Raw genomic sequence first — 18,405 nt, 5'->3', positions numbered from 1 at the left:
ACATATGATGTGATGCGTAAGGAGGAAAAGTATTGTCACAACAGACACCTATTCCAGTAACCATCTTAACCGGTTTTCTGGGCGCTGGTAAAACAACATTGTTAAATAAGCTATTACATGACCTTTCTGATCAAAAGGTTGCCGTTATTATTAATGAATTTGGAGATACCTCGATTGATAGTCATTTAGTAGTATCAACAAAAGAAGAAATTATTGAAATAAACAGTGGCTGTATTTGCTGTAATGTGCGGGGCGATTTGATTAATTTATTAGATAATCTAATGAAACAGGAAGAAAAGCTGGATCGTGTTGTTATTGAGACAACAGGCATGGCTAATCCTGCTCCGGTTATTCAAACCTTTCTAATGGATGAGCAGACTGCAGATGCCTTTGAAATTGACAGTGTAATTACAATGGTAGACGCCAAGCATATCGGGCAGCATCTGCTGGAAGAAGAGCCGGCACAGCAGATTGCTTTTGCTGATGTTTTGCTGGTAAATAAGACAGACCTGATTTCAGAAGATGAAAAAAGAGAGCTTGATCAGCAGCTTTTGCATATGAACCCCAATGCAAAGCAGTTTCATACTACTTTTGGAAATGTAGAAACGGAAGATTTAGTAGGAAAAAAATCCTTTGATTTAGATCACGCATTAAACATTGATCCCAGTCTGTTAACAGAAACACATCACCATCATCACAATCACCAAGTGACATCATTTGTATTCCAGGAAGACCGCCCGCTTGATTTAGATAAAGTGAATAAATGGTTTGCCTATTTGGTCCGTATAAAAGGAGAAAGCCTATACCGATACAAGGGTGTACTTTCCATTAAACAGCTTGATAAAAAAGTTGTATTTCAAGGAGTGCATATGCTGTTTGCTGGTACAGAGGGCGATGTGTGGAAAAAAGGTGAAAAAAGGCAAAGTGAGGTTGTATTTATTGGAAAGCATCTTGACCAGAAGGAATTGGAAAAAGGCTTTCAATATTGCCTTGCTTAATTTTTTGTATTTTAACCGTAATCATTACGGTTAAAGGAGGACAACAATGAAAAAAATATACGATGTCATTATTGTGGGAGCTGGCCCTTCAGGTATCGGCGTCGCGTCTATACTGAAGCAAATGAATGCATCCTGTCTGGTTTTGGAAAAAGAAGATATCGGAGCTTCTTTTTTGCATTGGCCGGAGGAAATGCGATTTATTACCCCTTCCTTTCCAGCACAAGGGTTTGGCCAAACGGATTTGAATGCGATTGTTCCGAAAACTTCACCAGCCTATACGCTTGATTCGGAGCATCCTTCGGGAGCGGATTATGCAAAGTATCTGAATGTATTGGCAGAGCATTTCGCCATTCCGATTAAAAAAGGTGTTCAAGTGAATCAGGTAAACAAAAAAGGTTCTGTTTTTTCGCTGGATACATCAGCTGGTCTTTATCAGAGCCGTTATGTCGTCTGGGCAGCTGGGCAGTACCAATATCCCAACCTGCGACCTTTTCCTGGTGCAGACCTTGCGACCCATAATAGTCTGGTCTCCTCCTGGAAAGAAGTGGACGGAGATGACTTTATTGTTATCGGAGGGTATGAAAGCGGTATGGATGCAGCCTATCAATTAGGAAAGTTAGGTAAAAAGGCTACTGTTATCGCCAGGACGAACACATGGGAGCAGGATACCAGTGATCCGAGTATTGCCTTGTCTGTTTATACTTACAATCGGGTGCGCCCTTTAATTAATTCGGAGTTAATAACTGTTGTGGGCAATACAGCAGTAACTGAGATTTCAGAAAATGCTTCCGGATACGATGTATATACGGCAGATGGAAAAGTATTTTTTACACCAGAAAAGCCTATCTTAGCAGCAGGTTTTAAAGGGAGTACAACTCTAATTGAAAACTTAGTCACACGTGGAGAGCATGATGAAGTGCTTGTTAATGAGACGGATGAAACGGTTGCGACACCCGGTTTGTTTTTAGCTGGTCCCGAATTGCGGCACGGCAGTCATATTTTCTGTTATATTTATAAATTCCGTCAGCGCTATGCAGTCATAGCTGAAACGATTGGCCGGAATTTGAACTTAGATTTATCTGTTTTAGATATGTATAAGCAGGAAAACTTTTATTTAGATGATCTTTCAACATGCGGAGAAATGTGCCAATGCTAGATTACAGTGAAGTTTCTTCTCGCAATGAAACAGAAGTATTGCTGATAGGCTTTGAATCGGTCGGGAAATCCGGTCTGTTTCGGGAATTAACTGGTGAAAAAAGTGCCTTGGCAAGGAATGTGAAAGGTTCGACAACTACTGCTTTAGAAGCCTTTTGTAAATTAAATCCTCATATCCAGTTAACGGATTTACCTGGGCTTCAATTAGATATAGACAGTAAGAATACACAGCTTACTTTAGATCATTTTCAAAAGGAGAAAACGATTTTATTAGTAGTGAAAGCAACTAATTTGAAAGAAGAATTGATGGAGCTGTATGAGGAACTGGATTTGAAAGGGAGAAAGGTCGCAATCATTGCAACGCATAGTGATAAACACCTCCCGACCCAGCCTGAACAAAAGCGGGTGCGGGAATTATTGCAGGTTCCTGTTGTCTGGGTCAATGCAAGAGCGCTGAATGAAAGGATGCAGGAAGAAATCATTACATGTATTGTGGAAGCAAAGGTTTGGGGAGCTTCGAAGAGTATTCTTTCCTTTCTCCCTGCTTCTCCACATGCTGTTAACCAGTTAATTCCGGTATTTCGTCTGCCAATAGCAGGACCGTTACTTGCATGTTTATTTATTCTGGCAATGTTTGCACTTCCTGTACTCGGCGCCTATCTTTTTGTCAGCTGGCTGGAGCCGATTGCAGATCAGTATCTGCTCGATCCAATTGTTGCCTGGGTGGGACAGGCTCCTGCTTTTTTAGCTGATATATTTATAGGGGATTACGGGTTAATTACTTTAGGATCCTATTCGTTTTTATGGGCTTTTCCTGTTGTTCTCCTGATTAGTATTATGACAAGCTTGACAGAGGAAACGGGCATACAAGAGCATGTAACTAATGCACTCGATCCATGGCTTCGTAAAATTGGTTTAACGGGAAGAGATTTGCTTCCAGTTATTACAGGATTCGGCTGTAATGTTGTTGCGGTGTTTCAAAGCAGAAGCTGCAGCAGCTGTACCCGAACAGCTTGTGTTTCGCTGATTGCATTCGGCTCTGCCTGCAGTTATCAAATTGGAGCAACGCTGTCTATCTTTAATGCAGCCCATGCTCCACTTTTATTTATTCCTTATTTATTCATCTTATTTATTGTCGGAGCTATTCACACAAGAATTTGGAACCGGGATGAGGCAAATGAACTGACCCGTATTGCTCCGCTTCCTTATATTCAAAAAATAAATTGGCAGGCGTTTGCCTGGAAGGTAACAGCATCAATCAAACAATTTTTACTGCAGGCGATGCCAATATTTTTAGTTATCTGCCTGGTTGCGTCTATTCTTCAGGCAATTAATGTATTATCCATTTTCAGCTGGCTTACGATGCAGGTATTATATTTATTTTCTCTGCCAGCAGAGGCTGCCCCGGGATTGATTTTTTCTTTCATCAGGAAAGATGGCTTGCTTGTTTTAAATGAAGGACAGGGCGGTTTATTAATGGATATGTCACTCAGCCAGATTTTTATTCTTGTTTATTTGGCATCTACACTTTCTGCATGTATGGTCACGTTATTTACAATTGGCAGGGAATTGGGCTGGAAAACTTCCTTGTCCATTGGCGGGAAACAGATGCTGACAAGTATTGTTAGTGCAGCGATTCTTGCTGGAGGATTATATTTCTTATTTTAAAAAGAGGAGGACAAGCAAATGAAAAAGATTCCTGTTACGGTATTAAGCGGCTATTTAGGAGCCGGCAAAACAACCTTATTAAACCATGTCTTACATAACCGGGAAGGGTTAAAGGTGGCGGTCATCGTCAATGACATGAGTGAAGTAAATATCGATAGTGAGCTGGTGCAGACTCAAGGAGGCTTCTCACGTACAGAAGAGAAGCTGGTTGAAATGTCCAACGGCTGTATTTGCTGCACACTGCGGGAGGATTTACTAGTTGAGGTTGAAAAGCTCGTAAGGCAAGGGGAGTTCGATCATATTTTGATTGAGTCCTCTGGCATCAGTGAACCGATCCCGGTAGCTCAAACCTTCTCCTATATTGATGATGCAATGGGAATCGATTTAACACAATACTGCCGTTTGGATACCATGGTTACTGTTGTCGATGCGAACCGCTTCTGGCATGATTTTGGTTCCGGGGACTCACTGCTTGACCGGAAACAGGCGGTCAGCGACGTTGATGAACGAAACATTGCTGATTTATTAATTGATCAGATTGAATTCTGTAATGTACTTATTCTTAATAAAACAGATTTAGTCAAGGAAGAAGATTTAGTAAAGCTGGAGAAAGTCATTCGTACATTGCAGCCGGAAGCAAAAATTATCCGTACCCAGCATTGTAATGTTGATTTAAAGGAAATTGTTAATACCAATCTATTTGATTTTGAGAAAGCCAGTGAATCGGCAGGATGGCTACAGGAATTAAATGCAGGAGTTGAAAACCACACACCGGAAACAGAAGAATACGGGATCAGCTCCTTTGTATACCGGTCCAGATTGCCATTCCATACGGAAAGACTCATGAGCTGGTATCAGGATTTACCAAGGGAAATCGTCCGGATGAAGGGAGTCATCTGGTGTGCGACACATAATGATTTAGCTTTATTATTATCGCAGGCAGGCCCTTCTGTAGAGGTAGAACCATTAGCCTATTGGGTCGATTCCTTGCCAAAAGCTCAACAAAGGGAAATATTGGAGCACAATCCAGAGGTTAGAGATTTGTGGGATCCGGAATTTGGAGATCGTCATACCAAACTTGTTTTCATCGGAATGGATTTGGATCGTGAGCAGATAACGGACGATTTGGAGCGTTGCCTGTTGAGTGAGTCAGAAATGAGTGAGGACTGGGCCCGTTTCAGAAATCCTTTTCCTTGGCAATTATCGTAAGAAGGAGCTGTAAACAGATGATTTTATCTGGACAAACGATAAAACAATTAGTACAAGACAACAAAATGTCCATTACTCCTTTTCAGGAATTAAGCATCCAGCCGGCCTCTGTTGATTTGCGGCTTGGAAATGAATTTGTAGTTGTTGACGATATGTCTTCACCTTATTTATCCATTGACAAGCCGGCGGTTTATCAGGAAATAGAGATAGCGGATAAAGAAACGATAACGATTCCTCCTCAAACTTTTATGCTGGGAACCACAAAGGAGCAGATTGGGTTACCTGATCATTTAACTGCTTTTGTGGAAGGAAGAAGCTCGATTGGCAGACTTGGTGTCTTTATTCAAAATGCCGGTTGGATTGACCCTGGCTTTTCTGGAGAAATTACGCTGGAATTGTTTAATGCGAATCGTGTACCAGTAAGGCTTCAGGCTGGAATGCGTGTATGCCAGCTGGTTATTGCTGAGGTGGATCAGGAAACAGAGGGATACAGCGGGAAATATTTGTTTCAAAAGGGGACAACCCCAAGTCGCGTATATATGGATCCCGAACGAAAGGAGAAATAAGAATGAACAAGAAAATTTCAGTAACTGTTTTGAGCGGATTTTTAGGAGCGGGAAAAACGACGCTGCTTAATCATCTGCTTCAAAATCAGCAAGGCTTGAAAATAGCGGTTATTGTAAATGATATGAGTGAAATTAATGTGGATGCGAAATTGGTAAAGGAAGGCGGCTTCATTAGAACCGAAGAAAATATGGTGGAAATGACAAACGGCTGCATCTGCTGTACATTACGGGAGGATTTAATTGTCGAGCTTGAAAAACTGGCAAAGCTCGACATCGATTATGTGTTAATTGAATCCAGCGGTGTATCAGAACCGATACCGGTCGCCCAAAGTTTTGTCTATGCTGACGAAGAATTAGGAATAAATTTAAATACCTTTTTCCAGCTTGATACGATGGTAACTGTGATAGATGGACATCAGTTTTGGAGAGATTATCAATCAGAGGATCTGTTGATGGACCGCGGAATGGAAGTTGCTGAAGATGATGAAAGAGGAATTGTAGATTTACTGGTGGATCAGATTGAATTTGCCAATGTGATTGTTTTAAATAAAGTAGATAAGATGACGGTTGATGAGGTTACTTCATTAAAAAGCTTACTTTATAAATTAAACCCTGATGCAAAATTCATCACGGCAACCTTTGGAAAAGTGGATCCGTTACAAGTGCTCCAAACCGGTCAATTTGACTTTGAAGAAGCAAAACACGGTGCCGGCTGGATAAAGGAATTAAATGAAGAGCACATTCCGGAAACCGAGGAGTATGGTATCAGTTCCTTTGTCTATCGGAGCAGAAAACCGTTTCATCCGGAACGCTTTCAGGCATGGCTGGAGAATTGGCCGGAGGAGATTCTCCGGGCCAAAGGCTTTTTCTGGTTAGTCACGAGAAATGATGTAGCAGGATTTTTATCGCAGGCTGGTTCTATGATGACGCTGGAAGGAGCAGGCAGATGGCTGGCAAGCTATTCTGAAGCGGAACAGGAGGCGTTAAAAATACAAGATCCTTCTTTGTTTGAGGATTGGGATGAACAGGCTGGTGACAGGATGACAGAGCTTGTTTTTATTGGCAGTGATATGGATAAGGAAGGGATTATAGCATCGCTTAATGATTGTTTAGTGACGGAAGAAGAAGCGGGACAGGCTATCTCTTCTTTTGTTGATGAATTGCCTGCTTTTCCAGTTGTATAGGTATGTTCTCCATTAAATAGAATGAAAAAAGAAGGAGCTTACTTTTTATGCGGTATGGCTCCTTCTTTGTGCTAATTTACTATTTCTCTTTTTGCGGTAAAATTTCTTGCTGTATTCGTTTCTCAATATTGTAATTTACTAACAGGGTTCTCATGTATTTCTCGATTTATAGGCTCGTCTAAATGAAGTATCGTTAGCTTATAATGTTCTTAATTTAAGTTTTATTCACTGGTAGAACTGTTAAAAACATAATGGCAGAGGAAAAAAACATTTTTTCGCAGTAGCGCATTGTAGATGGAATTGTGTAAAGAATGACTATCATTATTGAAGTAACGGTACGAAATTTGGAAATACTGACGACGGTCGTCTTGTGTGCTTACTTTAGTGTATTTTAATTCATATTACCTCCATATGGATACTAAAATCATGGACGGATGAAACATGATATATGTGTATCAAAAAGGGAATTGGCAATGCCAGTAGTCCAATAGGCTTTTCACAGTAATTTGTTTAAGGATTACAGAATATTCTAAGCTGTAAATAAAATAAAAAGAATAAATCTCAGCTCAAAGGGAATAGTATAATAGAGCCTTTAGTTATATCCAAAACAAGTAAAATTGCGTTGTATTGACAATCAATCAACATTGGATTAAACTAAAGGTGTAAGAAAGAATACGGGATTTTACAGGTGAAAGAAGTTGGAGTGGTTCCCAACTTCTTTCTTTTTTGTTCAAGAAAAAACCACCCTAAAGGGTGGAGAAAATCACTGAAAAAACAACTTTATAAAATAAAAAACAGCTTTTAAGCCGTTAGCTATAACACTAACAAAGATTGTCAGGTGGTTCGTTATAGCTTTTTTATTTTGTTGTTTTTTCTGTTTCTTTTTTTCAGTACGGGACTTCACAGGTTTCACCTCCTTTGATGGAGGATAACGCATGAACAATGTTTTATCTGCTACATGCTGTATTAATTTTATCATAAAAGCAAATCGTATATTGAGTCTGATTTTAGTTGAAAATATACCAGTAAGAAATTTTTAGTTGAACCCTTATTAAACCAATCATATGTTATGCTAAAGAAAATAAACTAAAACTTTAAAATAAAAGAGGTGATTCGATGCCAGATAAACGAAATCAAGGCTGGAATTTAGAAGATACTTATCAGCAATTGCCGGATTTTTTCTATACCAGTGTGAAGCCTGCCAAATCAGATCAACCTGCGTTAGACGTATATAATGAAAAATTAGCAGCAGAACTAGGGCTGGACAGCAGTCATTTGAAAAATGAACCTGAACTCTTCTCAGGAAATCATCTTCCAGAAGGGAGTAAACCAATTGCCCAAGCTTATGCCGGACATCAATTTGGGAATTTTACCATGCTTGGCGACGGACGGGCTGTATTAATTGGAGAACAGGTAACGCCTAATGGAAAACGCTTTGATATTCAATTGAAGGGGTCTGGAAAAACGCCTTATTCACGCAGAGGGGACGGTAAAGCAGCTCTTGGCCCAATGTTAAGAGAATACCTGATCAGTGAGGGGATGCATGGCTTACGTATTCCGACGAGCCGAAGCTTAGCTGTAGTTGCTACAGCAGAAGAAATTCAACGCGAGGTTTTATTACCCGGGGCTATCCTGACAAGAGTGGCTGCCAGCCATATCCGGGTTGGAACTTTTCAATATGCACGGAATTGGGGAAGTAAAGATGATTTACAGGCACTCGCAGACTACACGATTGCCAGGCATTATCCCGAGCTGGTAAAAGAAGAGAACCGATACCTGTTATTCTTATATAAAGTGGCAGAAAAACAAGCAGCGCTGATTGCGGACTGGCAGCTGAAGGGATTTATCCATGGTGTAGTGAATACTGATAACGTGGCAATCAGCGGAGAGACCATTGATTATGGACCATGTGCCTTTTTAGATCAGTATGACCCGAAAACATTTTTCAGTTCTATTGATCATCAAGGGCGTTATGCTTATGGTAATCAGCCTGGAATAGGAGCCTGGAATATGGCTCGTTTTGCAGAATCACTGTTAGTTCTTATCGATGACGAAGAAGAACAGGCAATTCCAAAGGCGAAAGAAGCTGTAGAAGCATATGTGAAATCAGTAGAAGGATATTGGTTAGATGGAATGAGATTAAAACTGGGCATTGTTGATAAAAGTGAAGATGATAAGGGATTAATTAATAATTTGCTTGATTTGATGGAGAAATATTATGCAGATTATACGAATACATTCCGTTCACTCACCTTGAAGCAGCTTGATTCAGAGCCGGGTCTTTTCCAATCAACTGCCTTTAAAGAGTGGTATCAGTTATGGCAGGATAAGCTCCAAAATCAGTCGGCTCCAATAGAGGAAGCATATCAATTAATGAAGCGGCATAACCCGTCTATTATCCCACGGAATTATTTGGTGGAAGAGGCATTAACAGCTGCTGTGGAAGAGGGAGATTATAAACCTTTTCATGCACTATTAGCTGCTTTGGAAAATCCGTATGCTTATACGAAAGAGCAGGAAAAATATGCTGTTAAGCCGCCGGAACAGGATTATCAGACGTTTTGTGGTACGTAAGGGTTTAGTTGATACAAAAGAAAAATTTAGTAAAAACATTGTTAAAGACTGTGAAATCATCAAAACCTGATTTTATGGTCTTTTATTTATGCTGCACTAGGTACTTTATTTTCAGTTAGCAGATTAAGCTGTTTTTGATAACTGATAAAAAATAGGAATTAACTATTCTTTCAAAGTACAGATAGTTATGATACATTAAAAGTAAATTTTGGGTTTAATTATTATGAAAGCGTTTTTAATCCTGTGATACAAAAATATTTATATAGAAACATGCAGTAAAAAAAGACGTCCTATAAAGGATATAAAATATGAAAAATTTTAGGAGAGTGCAAGGATGAAAATCAAACGAATTGTTGCCAATGTAGAGACGCAGGACATATCTAAAGCGGCTTACTTTTACGGAGATGTGCTTGGACTGGATCAGCTGATGGATATGGGGTTTATTGCAACTTATGGATCAAATGAGAAAATGGACACGCAAATCAGCTTTCTTTCAGAGGGAGGTTCTGGTACTCCAGTTCCTGACTTATCGATTGAAGTTGATGATCTTGAAGATGCTTTAACCCGTATAAAAAAAGCGGAGATTCCAATTGAGTATGGACCGGTCGAGGAACCATGGGGAGTTCGACGATTTTATGTGAGAGATCCCTTTGGAAAGTTAATTAATATTCTTGTCCACCAGTAGATTAATATTATTTTATTTATTGGATTTAGCAATTCCTGTATCATATTTTATGGGAGGAAGTGAGGAAGTGGAAGAAAAATATACAAAAGCTTATGCTGAAAAATTAGATGCACAGGATGGATTAAGATCTTTCCGCAAAGAATTTTACCTTAACAATGAATGCGTTTACATGGATGGTAATTCACTAGGATTAATGAGCAAAAGAGCGGAGCAGTCCGTTTATGATTTACTGGCATCCTGGAGAGATTATGGCATTGATGGATGGACAGAAGGAGAGCAGCCCTGGTACTACTTATCGGAATCGTTAGGTGAAAAAATGGCAGACCTTGTTGGGGCCGAAAAAGAAGAAGTTGTCGTTACCGGTTCGACAACAGTAAATTTGCATCAGCTTGTGTCTACATTTTATAACCCAAAAGGAAACAGAACAAAAATATTGGCAGATGAACTTAACTTTCCCAGCGATATTTATGCATTAAAAGCGCAATTAAGAGGGAAGGGGTATGATGATTCCCATCTTATTCAAATACAGAGCGAGGATGGGCATACGCTGGATGAAGAGGTAATTATCAACGCAATGACAGAGGATATAGAGCTAATAGTATTACCAAGCATACTCTACCGCAGCGGGCAGATCTTAGATATGGAAAAGTTAACAAAAGCAGCGCATGAACGCGGGATTAAAATCGGTTTTGACCTGTGTCATTCGATTGGAGCCATCCCGCATCACCTGCATGATTGGGATGTCGACTTTGCTTTTTGGTGTACCTATAAACATTTAAATGGCGGACCTGGCAGTGTTGCAGCACTCTATGTAAATGACAAACATTTTGGCGTTTCTCCCGGCCTTGCAGGATGGTTCAGCTCGAATAAAGAAAAGCAGTTTGATATGGAGCATACACTGACACCCGCAGAGGATGCAGGAGCTTTCCAAATTGGAACACCGCATGTGCTAAGTGCTGCTCCGCTTATTGGCGCGCTGGATTTATTCCATGAGGCAGGGATTGAAAAGATACGCAGAAAATCCCTGGATCTGACAGCATATATGATGGATTTGATTGAATATGAATTAGAAAGATATGATTTTGTTATCTGTAATCCGGTAAATGACAAGCAGCGCGGCGGTCATATTTACCTTGAACATGCGGAGGCTGCCCGGATTTGCAAGGCATTAAAAATGAAAAAAGTTATCCCTGATTTTAGAAAGCCGTCCGGCATCAGGCTTGCACCAGTTGCTTTATATAATTCTTTTGAAGATGTTTATGATTGTGTGCAAATACTAAAAAATATTATGCAGGAAAAAGTTTATGAGCAATTTTCTAATGAAAGAGAGGTTGTTTCCTAATGTCTAATTGGATTGATATTTCTCAAGTTTTGAATAACAAACTGGCGCACTGGCCGGGCGATGAACCGTTTCACTATGAAACACCTGTAACAAAAGAGATGTCAGGCTCTGTTAATATTGGCAAAATAACAACAAGTGCGCATATTGGGACCCATGTTGATGCACCTTTTCATTTTTTAAATGACGGGAAAAGGATACTTGACTTAGATATTGAACGCTATATTGGTCCTTGTAAGGTCATCGACTTAAGTGATTTTGATGAAATTAATGAAACTGCTTTAAAAACAAAAGGAATCTCGCACGTAGAACGTTTGTTAATCAAAACAGCACTGCCAAATAAACCGGATCGTTTCCCGGAAGAAGTACCACCGATAACAGCGGATGGTGCAGCTTACATGCAATCTCTAGGTGTAAAACTGGCAGGTGTGGACACACCGTCTGTAGACAAGGTTTCAAGTAAAGATTTGACGGGACATCATGCGCTTAATAATCATGATATTTATATTCTGGAAAATGTGATGCTGGATCAGGTTGAAGAGGGTGACTATGAACTGATTGCCTTGCCATTAGCACTGGAAGAAGGCGATGGAAGTCCAGTACGTGCTGTAATCAAGCCAATAAAGGAGAACTGAAATGAAGTCTGACAATCAACATCATGCCTTTGAAAATGAAAAAAGTATTCATACAGATTTTAAAGAAAAAATGACTTACAGTGACTATCTTGGACTGGATACGTTATTATCCAGCCAGCGTCTCTTAAGCAATCATCATGATGAGATGTTATTTATCGTTGTTCATCACGTGAGCGAGCTCTGGATGAAATTAATCCTGCATGAAATCAATTCAGCTGTTCAGGATATACAGGCTCATAACTTGAGGTCTTCCTTTAAGAAGCTCGCGCGGGTATCCCAGATACAGGAGCAGCTGAAGAGTGTATGGGATGTTCTCTCTACCATGACACCGAGCGAATATATGGAGTTTCGGGATAAATTAGGGAACGCATCCGGTTTTCAATCCTATCAAAATAGATTAATAGAATTTGCTCTTGGATACAAAACAGAATATGTTCTGAAAATATATGAAAAAGACCCAGGGCTTCATCAGACTTTACAAGAAGCGCACGATGCACCGAGTCTTTATGATGTTTCGATACAGGCGCTTGCCAGAGCAGGGCTTCCAATTGATAAGGATGTATTGAACAGGGATGTCAGTGTCACTCATAAATCCAATGAAAGTGTGAAACAGGCCTGGACTAGGGTGTATAAAAATGTAGATCAATATTGGGAGCTGTATGAACTTGCGGAAGAGCTGGTCGATATAGAGGATTTATTCCAGCAGTGGCGTTTCAGGCATATGAAAACAGTAGAACGGATTATTGGCTTTAAAAAGGGAACAGGAGGCTCCGGTGGTGTAAGTTATTTGAAAAAAGTGCTTGATCAGTATTTCTTCCCGGAGCTTTGGGAATTGAGAACAGAGCTGTAGACTAACTTGCTTCTTTGTATCGCAATCTTAACACGGATTAGAAATTCTCCCTGCAGAAAAAGCAGTCCTTCCTGAATGAAGAACTGCTTTTTCTAATTTAACACTTTATTAATCTCTTATTTTAAAATAATCTTCTCCAAGAATTGTTTCCCTTTGATATTGGTCTGAAGAAAGCAATCATCTCCAATTCATCTGAATCAGAAACACCGCATATCCCTGTCTCTAAATCACAAATCATTGTATTGTTCTTTTCTTCAATCATTTTGCTCACTCGTTTCTATCTTAGTTTTCATTATTATAAATCAGAGTAGAGGCAGGTTAAATCAATATGCTTATCAGCAAGGTATTATTATATTCATGCAAAACCGGCTATAGGTATATCCAAATAATGTATTGACTTATAAGAAAATTGAATTATAATATATTTAATTGATAACGATTATCATTATCAATAGATCAAAAATATAAAGGATGGGATAATGGATGTCTATAAGTGAAGAAGAAATATATGATATTACAATCATTGGCGGAGGACCAGCAGGCTTGTTTACTGCTTTTTATGCAGGGCTGCGGGAAATGAAAACGAAAATTATCGAAGCTGATAATAAGCTTGGCGGGAAGGTACATGTCTATCCACAAAAAATGGTATGGGATGTAGGAGGACTTACTCCCTTAACAGGAAGAGAATTAATTGACCAGTCAATTAAACAGGGACTGACTTTTGATCCAGCTGTTGTATTGGGGCAGATTGTAACAGACATAGAAAAAAATGAAGACGGTATCTTTATGCTGACAACCAGTGCAGATGAGATACATTATTCTAAAACGATTGTTATTGCTACTGGAATGGGCGGTGTTATCAGTCCATTAAAATTGGAAGTACCACGGGCAAATGAATTTGAAAGTAAGAATCTTTATTATAAAGTTCTCGATGTGAATGAATTCCGTGGAAAGTCCCTGCTTATATCAGGCGGCGGCCCATCCTCGATTGACTGGGGCAATGATTTATCGCCAATAGCCAAAGATATTACATTAATATACCGGGGAGATGATTTAAAAGGGCTGGAGTCAACTAAAACGAAGCTCATAAATAACGGAGTGAATATTGTGTTTAATACGGAAATACATGAACTTGCAGGTGAAGACGAAGTTTCAGAGGTTGTCCTGTATAACAACAAAACAAATGAAAGATATGTGATGCCGGTAGATGCGTTGCTGGTGAATCATGGATACAACAAGGACAATTATCTTTTTAATAATGAAGAAAATAAAACAGGATTGGAATTGGGAGATTATTTCCAGGTGAAAAGTGATGCTAATGGAAATACCAATCTTCCTGGAATTTATGGAGCTGGTGACTGTGTCTCCTATGAAGGGAAGCTGAAATTGATTGCCGGTGCTTATCAGGATGCAGCAAATGCTGTAAACAGCGCCAAGCTGTATATGGAACCAGATGCACATAAAACTGCTATCGTTTCCTCCCATAATGATATTTTAGATGAAAAAAATAAAGTATATTTGTACGGATAAAAACTTACACAAAAAAGAGGAGAGAAACACCATGAAAAAAAGCTTGTTCTTTTTAATCAGTGCACTATTTCTTATATTTTTAGCAGCCTGTAATGATAATAGCCAGGAAGACAATAATGCTGAGGCAAGTGATGAAGAAAGTAATGAATCAAGTGAGTCTGAAACAAAGACATTTACAACCGACAGCGGAGATGAAGTGGAAGTACCTGCTGATCCTGAACGAATCGTCGTACTTCACCCGACATACATAGGTGCATTACTTAAGTTTGGACATGAGCCTGTTGGAGTAAGCTTTTATGTCGACCAGGATGAGGTTCTGAATGAGGCAACGGAAGGTATTGAACGTATAGACCCGGAAGATGTAGAAAGCATTATCAATTTAGAGCCTGATTTAATTGTTGCGACAGCGACAGATCCAAATTTAAACAAATTACAGCAAATAGCCCCTACTGTAACATTTGACTCGATGATCAGCACATATAAAGATAATACGAAGTTATTGGGAGAACTTGTAGGAGAAGAAGACCAGGCACAAGCCTGGCTGGACGAATGGGAAGAAAAAATGTCCCAGGATGCAGAAGAATATAAAGATCTAATAGGAAACAGCACACTTTCGATTTTCCAATCAACACCAAAAGGGCTGGTTTCATTTAATACAGATTACGGTCGCGGTGGAGAAATATTATATGATGGCTATGGATTTGTACAACCGGAAGCATTGGCAGAAGTCACCAGGGATCAATTTAATGTGGAACTGTCTACGGAAGAGCTTCCAGAGTACGCTGGTGATTTTATAGTGTTAGCTACAGAAGGAGAAGAAGCTCCTATAGTGGAATCAGCAGTTTGGAAAAATGCAGAAGCTGTTCAGAATAACAGAGTAATTGAATTAGATTTAGCTGTGACAAGATATAACGATCCAATTTCATTAGAAGCACAGAGAGACATTATTAAAGAGCAGTTGGATGCAATGAAGTAAAACAGCTTTTAACGATTAATTTAACTAAAAAGAGGGAGCTCTATGAATCGTCTTACTGGAAGAAATTTAACCATTGCTTATGGGAATAAGGTTATCATTGAGAATTTAGATATTGAGATTCCTGACAAGAAAATAACCTCGATTATCGGTCCTAATGGCTGTGGGAAATCGACTTTATTGAAAGCATTATGCAGACTGCTTCCGTTAAAAAAAGGAAAAATAGCTTTAGATGGAACAGATATCAATAAATCGGCTTCCAAGGAGATTGCCAAAAAAATTGCTATTCTTCCTCAATCTCCAGATGTTGCTGATGGTTTGACAGTCGGTGAGCTTGTATCTTACGGGAGATATCCTTACCAAAAAGGGTTTGGACGTCTGGCTCCGGAGGATATTGAAGTAGTAGACTGGGCATTACAGGTTACCGGGATAACTGCGTTTAAACATAGAGTGATTAATGATTTGAGCGGCGGACAAAAACAAAGAGTATGGATTGCTATGGCACTTGCACAGAAAACGGATATTATTTTTCTGGATGAACCGACAACCTTCCTTGATATAGCACATCAGCTTGAGATTTTGGAATTGGTTAAAGAACTGAATCAGAAACAACATACAACAATTGTGATGGTGCTCCATGATATTAACCAGGCAATTCGTTTCTCGGATTACATGATTACCATGAAGGGTGGAGAGGTGATAACGCAAGGCAATTTACCAGAGGTTCTATCAAGCCAATTGCTTGCTGAAGTTTTTCATATTGATGCAGAACTAATGAAGGACAAGTTAACCGGTAAGCCAATGATAGCAAATTATCAATTAGTTAACAGAAAGTATTCAAAAGTTGAAATCAAGTAAAGAAATGAGTCAACAGTTATGAATTTGAAAAACAAAAACCCTATTCATTTTACTATTATTTTTATCATTGCTTGTATCATGCTGATTGTAACGTTTTGGATATCGATTGTATGTGGCAGCGCAGATATAGACACCTCTACAATTTTAAATGCTATTTTTAATTATGATCCAAAGGATATGAATCATAATATTATAATAGATGTCCGGATTCCCAGAGATATCGGTGCTTTACTGGTAGGTGTTGCTCTTGCAGTTTCCGGAGCAGGAATCCAGAGCGTGACGAGAAATAGTCTTGCTGATCCCAGCTTAATTGGTTTGAACTCAGGAGCTGCGTTAATGCTGGCATTAACTTACGCGGTTTCTCCTGTTATATCATTTCCGATTTTAATTTTAACTGGTTTTATTGGTGCAATGGCCGGCGGGACCATGGTGCTGATGATTGGGCGTTCCAGAAAAGACGGATTTAATCCTGTCCGTCTTATTTTGGCAGGTGCTGCAGTCAGTGCTTTGCTCAGTGCAGCAAGTCAGGCTATTGCACTATATTTCAGGTTAAATCAATCTTTAATATTCTGGAGTTCCGGTGGTGTTTCCGGGACTACTTGGCAGCAATTATATATTGGTATTCCTGTTGTTGCTATCGTTGTGATTATCTTTATACTTTTAAGCGGTCAGTTATCTATTTTGAATTTAGGGGAGTCTGTTGCAAAAGGGCTGGGACAGAATGTGAAGATCATACGGGCAGGTACAATGCTTTTGAGCATGCTGCTTGCCGGAATTTCTGTAGCAATTGTCGGACAGATAGCATTTGTTGGATTAATGGTTCCTCATATTTCCAGATTTTTAGTTGGCACAGATTATAAAAAAGTTATCCCGTTGACTGCTGTACTAGGAGGCTGTCTGGTTGTTGGTGCTGATACTGTTGCCAGAATGATGGGAGAAGCACCTGTCAGTGCAATCATATCCTTTATCGGTGTCCCTTATTTCTTATATTTGATTAAAAAAGGGGGCCGTACAATATGATTAATTCCAGGCTGAAAAGAAAGCAGATAATAGTATGTTTCGTTTTAGCAGTGCTGCTTTTTCTGGCAGTCACTTGGAGCATCACTTCCGGAGAATATAAAATGGATTTAACTGCATATTTGAAAACATTGATAGGACAGGGCGAATTCAAGGATAATTTAATTTTAATGGAATTTAGAATGCCGAGGATGCTGATTACATTATTTGCCGGAATGGCTCTGAGTATGAGCGGTGCAGTTATCCAGAGTATTACCAAAAATCCATTAGCAGATCCGGGAATTCTCGGTATAAATGCAGGTGGAGGTTTTGCAATTGCTGTCTTTATTGTTATTGGACAAGTAAATCCCAACACCTTTATTTATGTTCTGCCACTGATAAGCGCAGCAGGGGGAATATTGACTGCATTGCTGATTTTTCTGTTCAGTTATAATAAAGGGAAGGGGATAAGTCCTGCAAATATGGTTTTGATAGGTGTCGGATTATCCACGGCACTCTCTGGCGGTTCTATAACAATGATGCGGAAATTCAATGAAGATCAGGCCGAATTTATTGCAGCCTGGCTGGCGGGGAATATCTGGGGAGATGAATGGCCATTTGTTTTTGCTTTTTTACCATGGATATTAATAATAATCCCGTTTCTATTCTTTAAGTCAAACAGTCTAAATATTATCAATACGAATGATCAAACAGCAAAGAGTTTAGGAGTGAACCTGGATAAAGAAAGGCTTATTTTGCTTATTGTCTCTGTTATTTTATCTTCTGTTGCTGTTGCGATGGTTGGTTCCATCGGTTTTATTGGTTTAATGGGACCACACATTGCGAAGTCTTTCGTGGGGCCAAGACATCAGCTGTTCTTGCCGATCGCATTATTGACGGGTGCATTTCTGCTGGTGGTTGCTGATACCATTGGTCAGATGGTTTTGCCGATTGGTACGATTCCAGCAGGGATTGTTGTAGCAATTATCGGTGCTCCATATTTCTTGTATTTGATGTATAAAACGAATTCAATTTAAAGAAGTGTATCTGCTGAAATTTGTTCTTACAACGGGGAGATAAAAAATTAGAAATCTACTAAGTTATCTTTTAGTAAAATGTAAATGTACGGTTATTTAAAGGAGCATGTCCAAAATGATAAAATCATTACTTTGGAGATGCTCCTTC

17 protein-coding genes are annotated in these 18,405 nt (G+C 39.3%); 16 read left to right on the top strand and 1 reads right to left on the bottom strand.

The genetic code is table 11. From position 1 onward, the window contains the following. Positions 1 to 32: 32 nt before the first annotated feature. The 11 genes from IEX29_RS03925 to kynA all read left to right on the top strand — a co-directional run bounded on the left by IEX29_RS03925 (position 33) and on the right by kynA (position 12,863). Entirely contained in the window at positions 33 to 998 is a 966-nt protein-coding gene (locus IEX29_RS03925; RefSeq protein WP_188733216.1) for a CobW family GTP-binding protein, read from the top strand. Between the two features lie 46 nt (positions 999 to 1,044). Continuing rightward, positions 1,045 to 2,154 (top strand): NAD(P)/FAD-dependent oxidoreductase, encoded by a 1,110-nt coding sequence (locus tag IEX29_RS03920; RefSeq protein WP_188733215.1) that lies wholly within the window; start codon positions 1,045 to 1,047, stop codon positions 2,152 to 2,154. Continuing rightward, positions 2,148 to 3,821 (top strand): nucleoside recognition domain-containing protein, encoded by a 1,674-nt coding sequence (locus IEX29_RS03915; protein WP_188733214.1) that lies wholly within the window; start codon positions 2,148 to 2,150, stop codon positions 3,819 to 3,821. Before IEX29_RS03920 ends, IEX29_RS03915 begins: the two co-directional genes overlap by 7 nt. A gap of 18 nt (positions 3,822 to 3,839) precedes the next feature. Then, on the top strand, positions 3,840 to 5,030 hold the full coding sequence (locus IEX29_RS03910) for a GTP-binding protein (protein WP_188733213.1): 1,191 nt from the start codon (positions 3,840 to 3,842) through the stop codon (positions 5,028 to 5,030). 17 nt (positions 5,031 to 5,047) lie between these two features. Next, entirely contained in the window at positions 5,048 to 5,596 is a 549-nt protein-coding gene (dcd, locus tag IEX29_RS03905) for a dCTP deaminase (RefSeq protein ID WP_188733212.1), read from the top strand. 2 nt (positions 5,597 to 5,598) lie between these two features. Next, positions 5,599 to 6,780, top strand: a complete 1,182-nt coding sequence (locus IEX29_RS03900; RefSeq protein WP_188733211.1) for a GTP-binding protein — start codon at positions 5,599 to 5,601, stop codon at positions 6,778 to 6,780. Positions 6,781 to 7,896: 1,116 nt separating this feature from the next. Next, on the top strand, positions 7,897 to 9,354 hold the full coding sequence (locus IEX29_RS03895; protein ID WP_188733210.1) for a protein adenylyltransferase SelO: 1,458 nt from the start codon (positions 7,897 to 7,899) through the stop codon (positions 9,352 to 9,354). Between the two features lie 334 nt (positions 9,355 to 9,688). Next, positions 9,689 to 10,039, top strand: coding sequence for a VOC family protein (locus tag IEX29_RS03890; protein WP_188733209.1), 351 nt, complete (start codon positions 9,689 to 9,691; stop codon positions 10,037 to 10,039). Positions 10,040 to 10,106: 67 nt separating this feature from the next. Next, a complete protein-coding gene (gene kynU / locus IEX29_RS03885) occupies positions 10,107 to 11,381 on the top strand; it encodes a kynureninase (protein ID WP_229720078.1) in 1,275 nt (424 codons plus the stop codon). After that, on the top strand, positions 11,381 to 12,013 hold the full coding sequence (gene kynB, locus IEX29_RS03880) for an arylformamidase (protein WP_188733208.1): 633 nt from the start codon (positions 11,381 to 11,383) through the stop codon (positions 12,011 to 12,013). The genes kynU and kynB overlap by 1 nt, the downstream gene beginning before the upstream one ends. 1 nt (position 12,014) lies before the next feature. Continuing rightward, on the top strand, positions 12,015 to 12,863 hold the full coding sequence (kynA, locus tag IEX29_RS03875; protein WP_188733207.1) for a tryptophan 2,3-dioxygenase: 849 nt from the start codon (positions 12,015 to 12,017) through the stop codon (positions 12,861 to 12,863). 121 nt (positions 12,864 to 12,984) lie between these two features. Here the strand turns inward: kynA and IEX29_RS03870 are convergent, their stop codons facing one another. Then, complete coding sequence (locus IEX29_RS03870; RefSeq protein ID WP_188733206.1) at positions 12,985 to 13,125, bottom strand: hypothetical protein; 141 nt, start codon at positions 13,123 to 13,125, stop codon at positions 12,985 to 12,987. 227 nt (positions 13,126 to 13,352) lie between these two features. On the opposite strand from IEX29_RS03870, the gene IEX29_RS03865 reads away from it, so the two are divergent. From IEX29_RS03865 to IEX29_RS03845, 5 genes are read left to right on the top strand one after another with little or no spacing between them, the layout of a single operon-like run. Then, positions 13,353 to 14,393, top strand: a complete 1,041-nt coding sequence (locus tag IEX29_RS03865) for an NAD(P)/FAD-dependent oxidoreductase (protein ID WP_188733446.1) — start codon at positions 13,353 to 13,355, stop codon at positions 14,391 to 14,393. A 31-nt stretch (positions 14,394 to 14,424) separates the two neighbouring features. Then, the gene (locus IEX29_RS03860; RefSeq protein ID WP_188733205.1) at positions 14,425 to 15,369 is read left to right on the top strand and encodes an ABC transporter substrate-binding protein; all 945 of its coding nucleotides are present in this window, start codon (positions 14,425 to 14,427) and stop codon (positions 15,367 to 15,369) included. Between the two features lie 42 nt (positions 15,370 to 15,411). Beyond that, positions 15,412 to 16,224: an ABC transporter ATP-binding protein gene (locus tag IEX29_RS03855; protein ID WP_188733204.1), complete on the top strand. Its 813-nt coding sequence runs from the start codon at positions 15,412 to 15,414 to the stop codon at positions 16,222 to 16,224. Positions 16,225 to 16,242: 18 nt separating this feature from the next. Beyond that, positions 16,243 to 17,244, top strand: a complete 1,002-nt coding sequence (locus IEX29_RS03850; protein WP_188733203.1) for a FecCD family ABC transporter permease — start codon at positions 16,243 to 16,245, stop codon at positions 17,242 to 17,244. Continuing rightward, a complete protein-coding gene (locus IEX29_RS03845) occupies positions 17,241 to 18,257 on the top strand; it encodes a FecCD family ABC transporter permease (RefSeq protein ID WP_188733202.1) in 1,017 nt (338 codons plus the stop codon). The genes IEX29_RS03850 and IEX29_RS03845 overlap by 4 nt, the downstream gene beginning before the upstream one ends. The last annotated feature ends 148 nt before the right edge of the window (positions 18,258 to 18,405 follow it).

This window comes from Oceanobacillus neutriphilus (genome assembly GCF_014645515.1).
Classification (GTDB): domain Bacteria; phylum Bacillota; class Bacilli; order Bacillales; family Amphibacillaceae; genus Oceanobacillus; species Oceanobacillus neutriphilus.
Note: the sequence above shows the minus strand (reverse complement) of the source record. Positions and strands in the feature narration are given on the sequence as shown.

What these genes read in the sequence shown, in the direction of transcription:
- IEX29_RS03920 (WP_188733215.1), top strand. Translation starts at nt 1,045, where the DNA reads ATGAAAAAAATATACGATGTCATTATTGTGGGAGCTGGCCCTTCAGGT.
- IEX29_RS03915 (WP_188733214.1), top strand. Translation starts at nt 2,148, where the DNA reads ATGCTAGATTACAGTGAAGTTTCTTCTCGCAATGAAACAGAAGTATTG.
- IEX29_RS03910 (WP_188733213.1), top strand. Translation starts at nt 3,840, where the DNA reads ATGAAAAAGATTCCTGTTACGGTATTAAGCGGCTATTTAGGAGCCGGC.
- dcd (WP_188733212.1), top strand. Translation starts at nt 5,048, where the DNA reads ATGATTTTATCTGGACAAACGATAAAACAATTAGTACAAGACAACAAA.
- IEX29_RS03900 (WP_188733211.1), top strand. Translation starts at nt 5,599, where the DNA reads ATGAACAAGAAAATTTCAGTAACTGTTTTGAGCGGATTTTTAGGAGCG.
- IEX29_RS03895 (WP_188733210.1), top strand. Translation starts at nt 7,897, where the DNA reads ATGCCAGATAAACGAAATCAAGGCTGGAATTTAGAAGATACTTATCAG.
- IEX29_RS03890 (WP_188733209.1), top strand. Translation starts at nt 9,689, where the DNA reads ATGAAAATCAAACGAATTGTTGCCAATGTAGAGACGCAGGACATATCT.
- kynB (WP_188733208.1), top strand. Translation starts at nt 11,381, where the DNA reads ATGTCTAATTGGATTGATATTTCTCAAGTTTTGAATAACAAACTGGCG.
- kynA (WP_188733207.1), top strand. Translation starts at nt 12,015, where the DNA reads ATGAAGTCTGACAATCAACATCATGCCTTTGAAAATGAAAAAAGTATT.
- IEX29_RS03870 (WP_188733206.1), bottom strand. Translation starts at nt 13,125, where the DNA reads ATGATTGAAGAAAAGAACAATACAATGATTTGTGATTTAGAGACAGGG.
- IEX29_RS03860 (WP_188733205.1), top strand. Translation starts at nt 14,425, where the DNA reads ATGAAAAAAAGCTTGTTCTTTTTAATCAGTGCACTATTTCTTATATTT.
- IEX29_RS03855 (WP_188733204.1), top strand. Translation starts at nt 15,412, where the DNA reads ATGAATCGTCTTACTGGAAGAAATTTAACCATTGCTTATGGGAATAAG.
- IEX29_RS03850 (WP_188733203.1), top strand. Translation starts at nt 16,243, where the DNA reads ATGAATTTGAAAAACAAAAACCCTATTCATTTTACTATTATTTTTATC.
- IEX29_RS03845 (WP_188733202.1), top strand. Translation starts at nt 17,241, where the DNA reads ATGATTAATTCCAGGCTGAAAAGAAAGCAGATAATAGTATGTTTCGTT.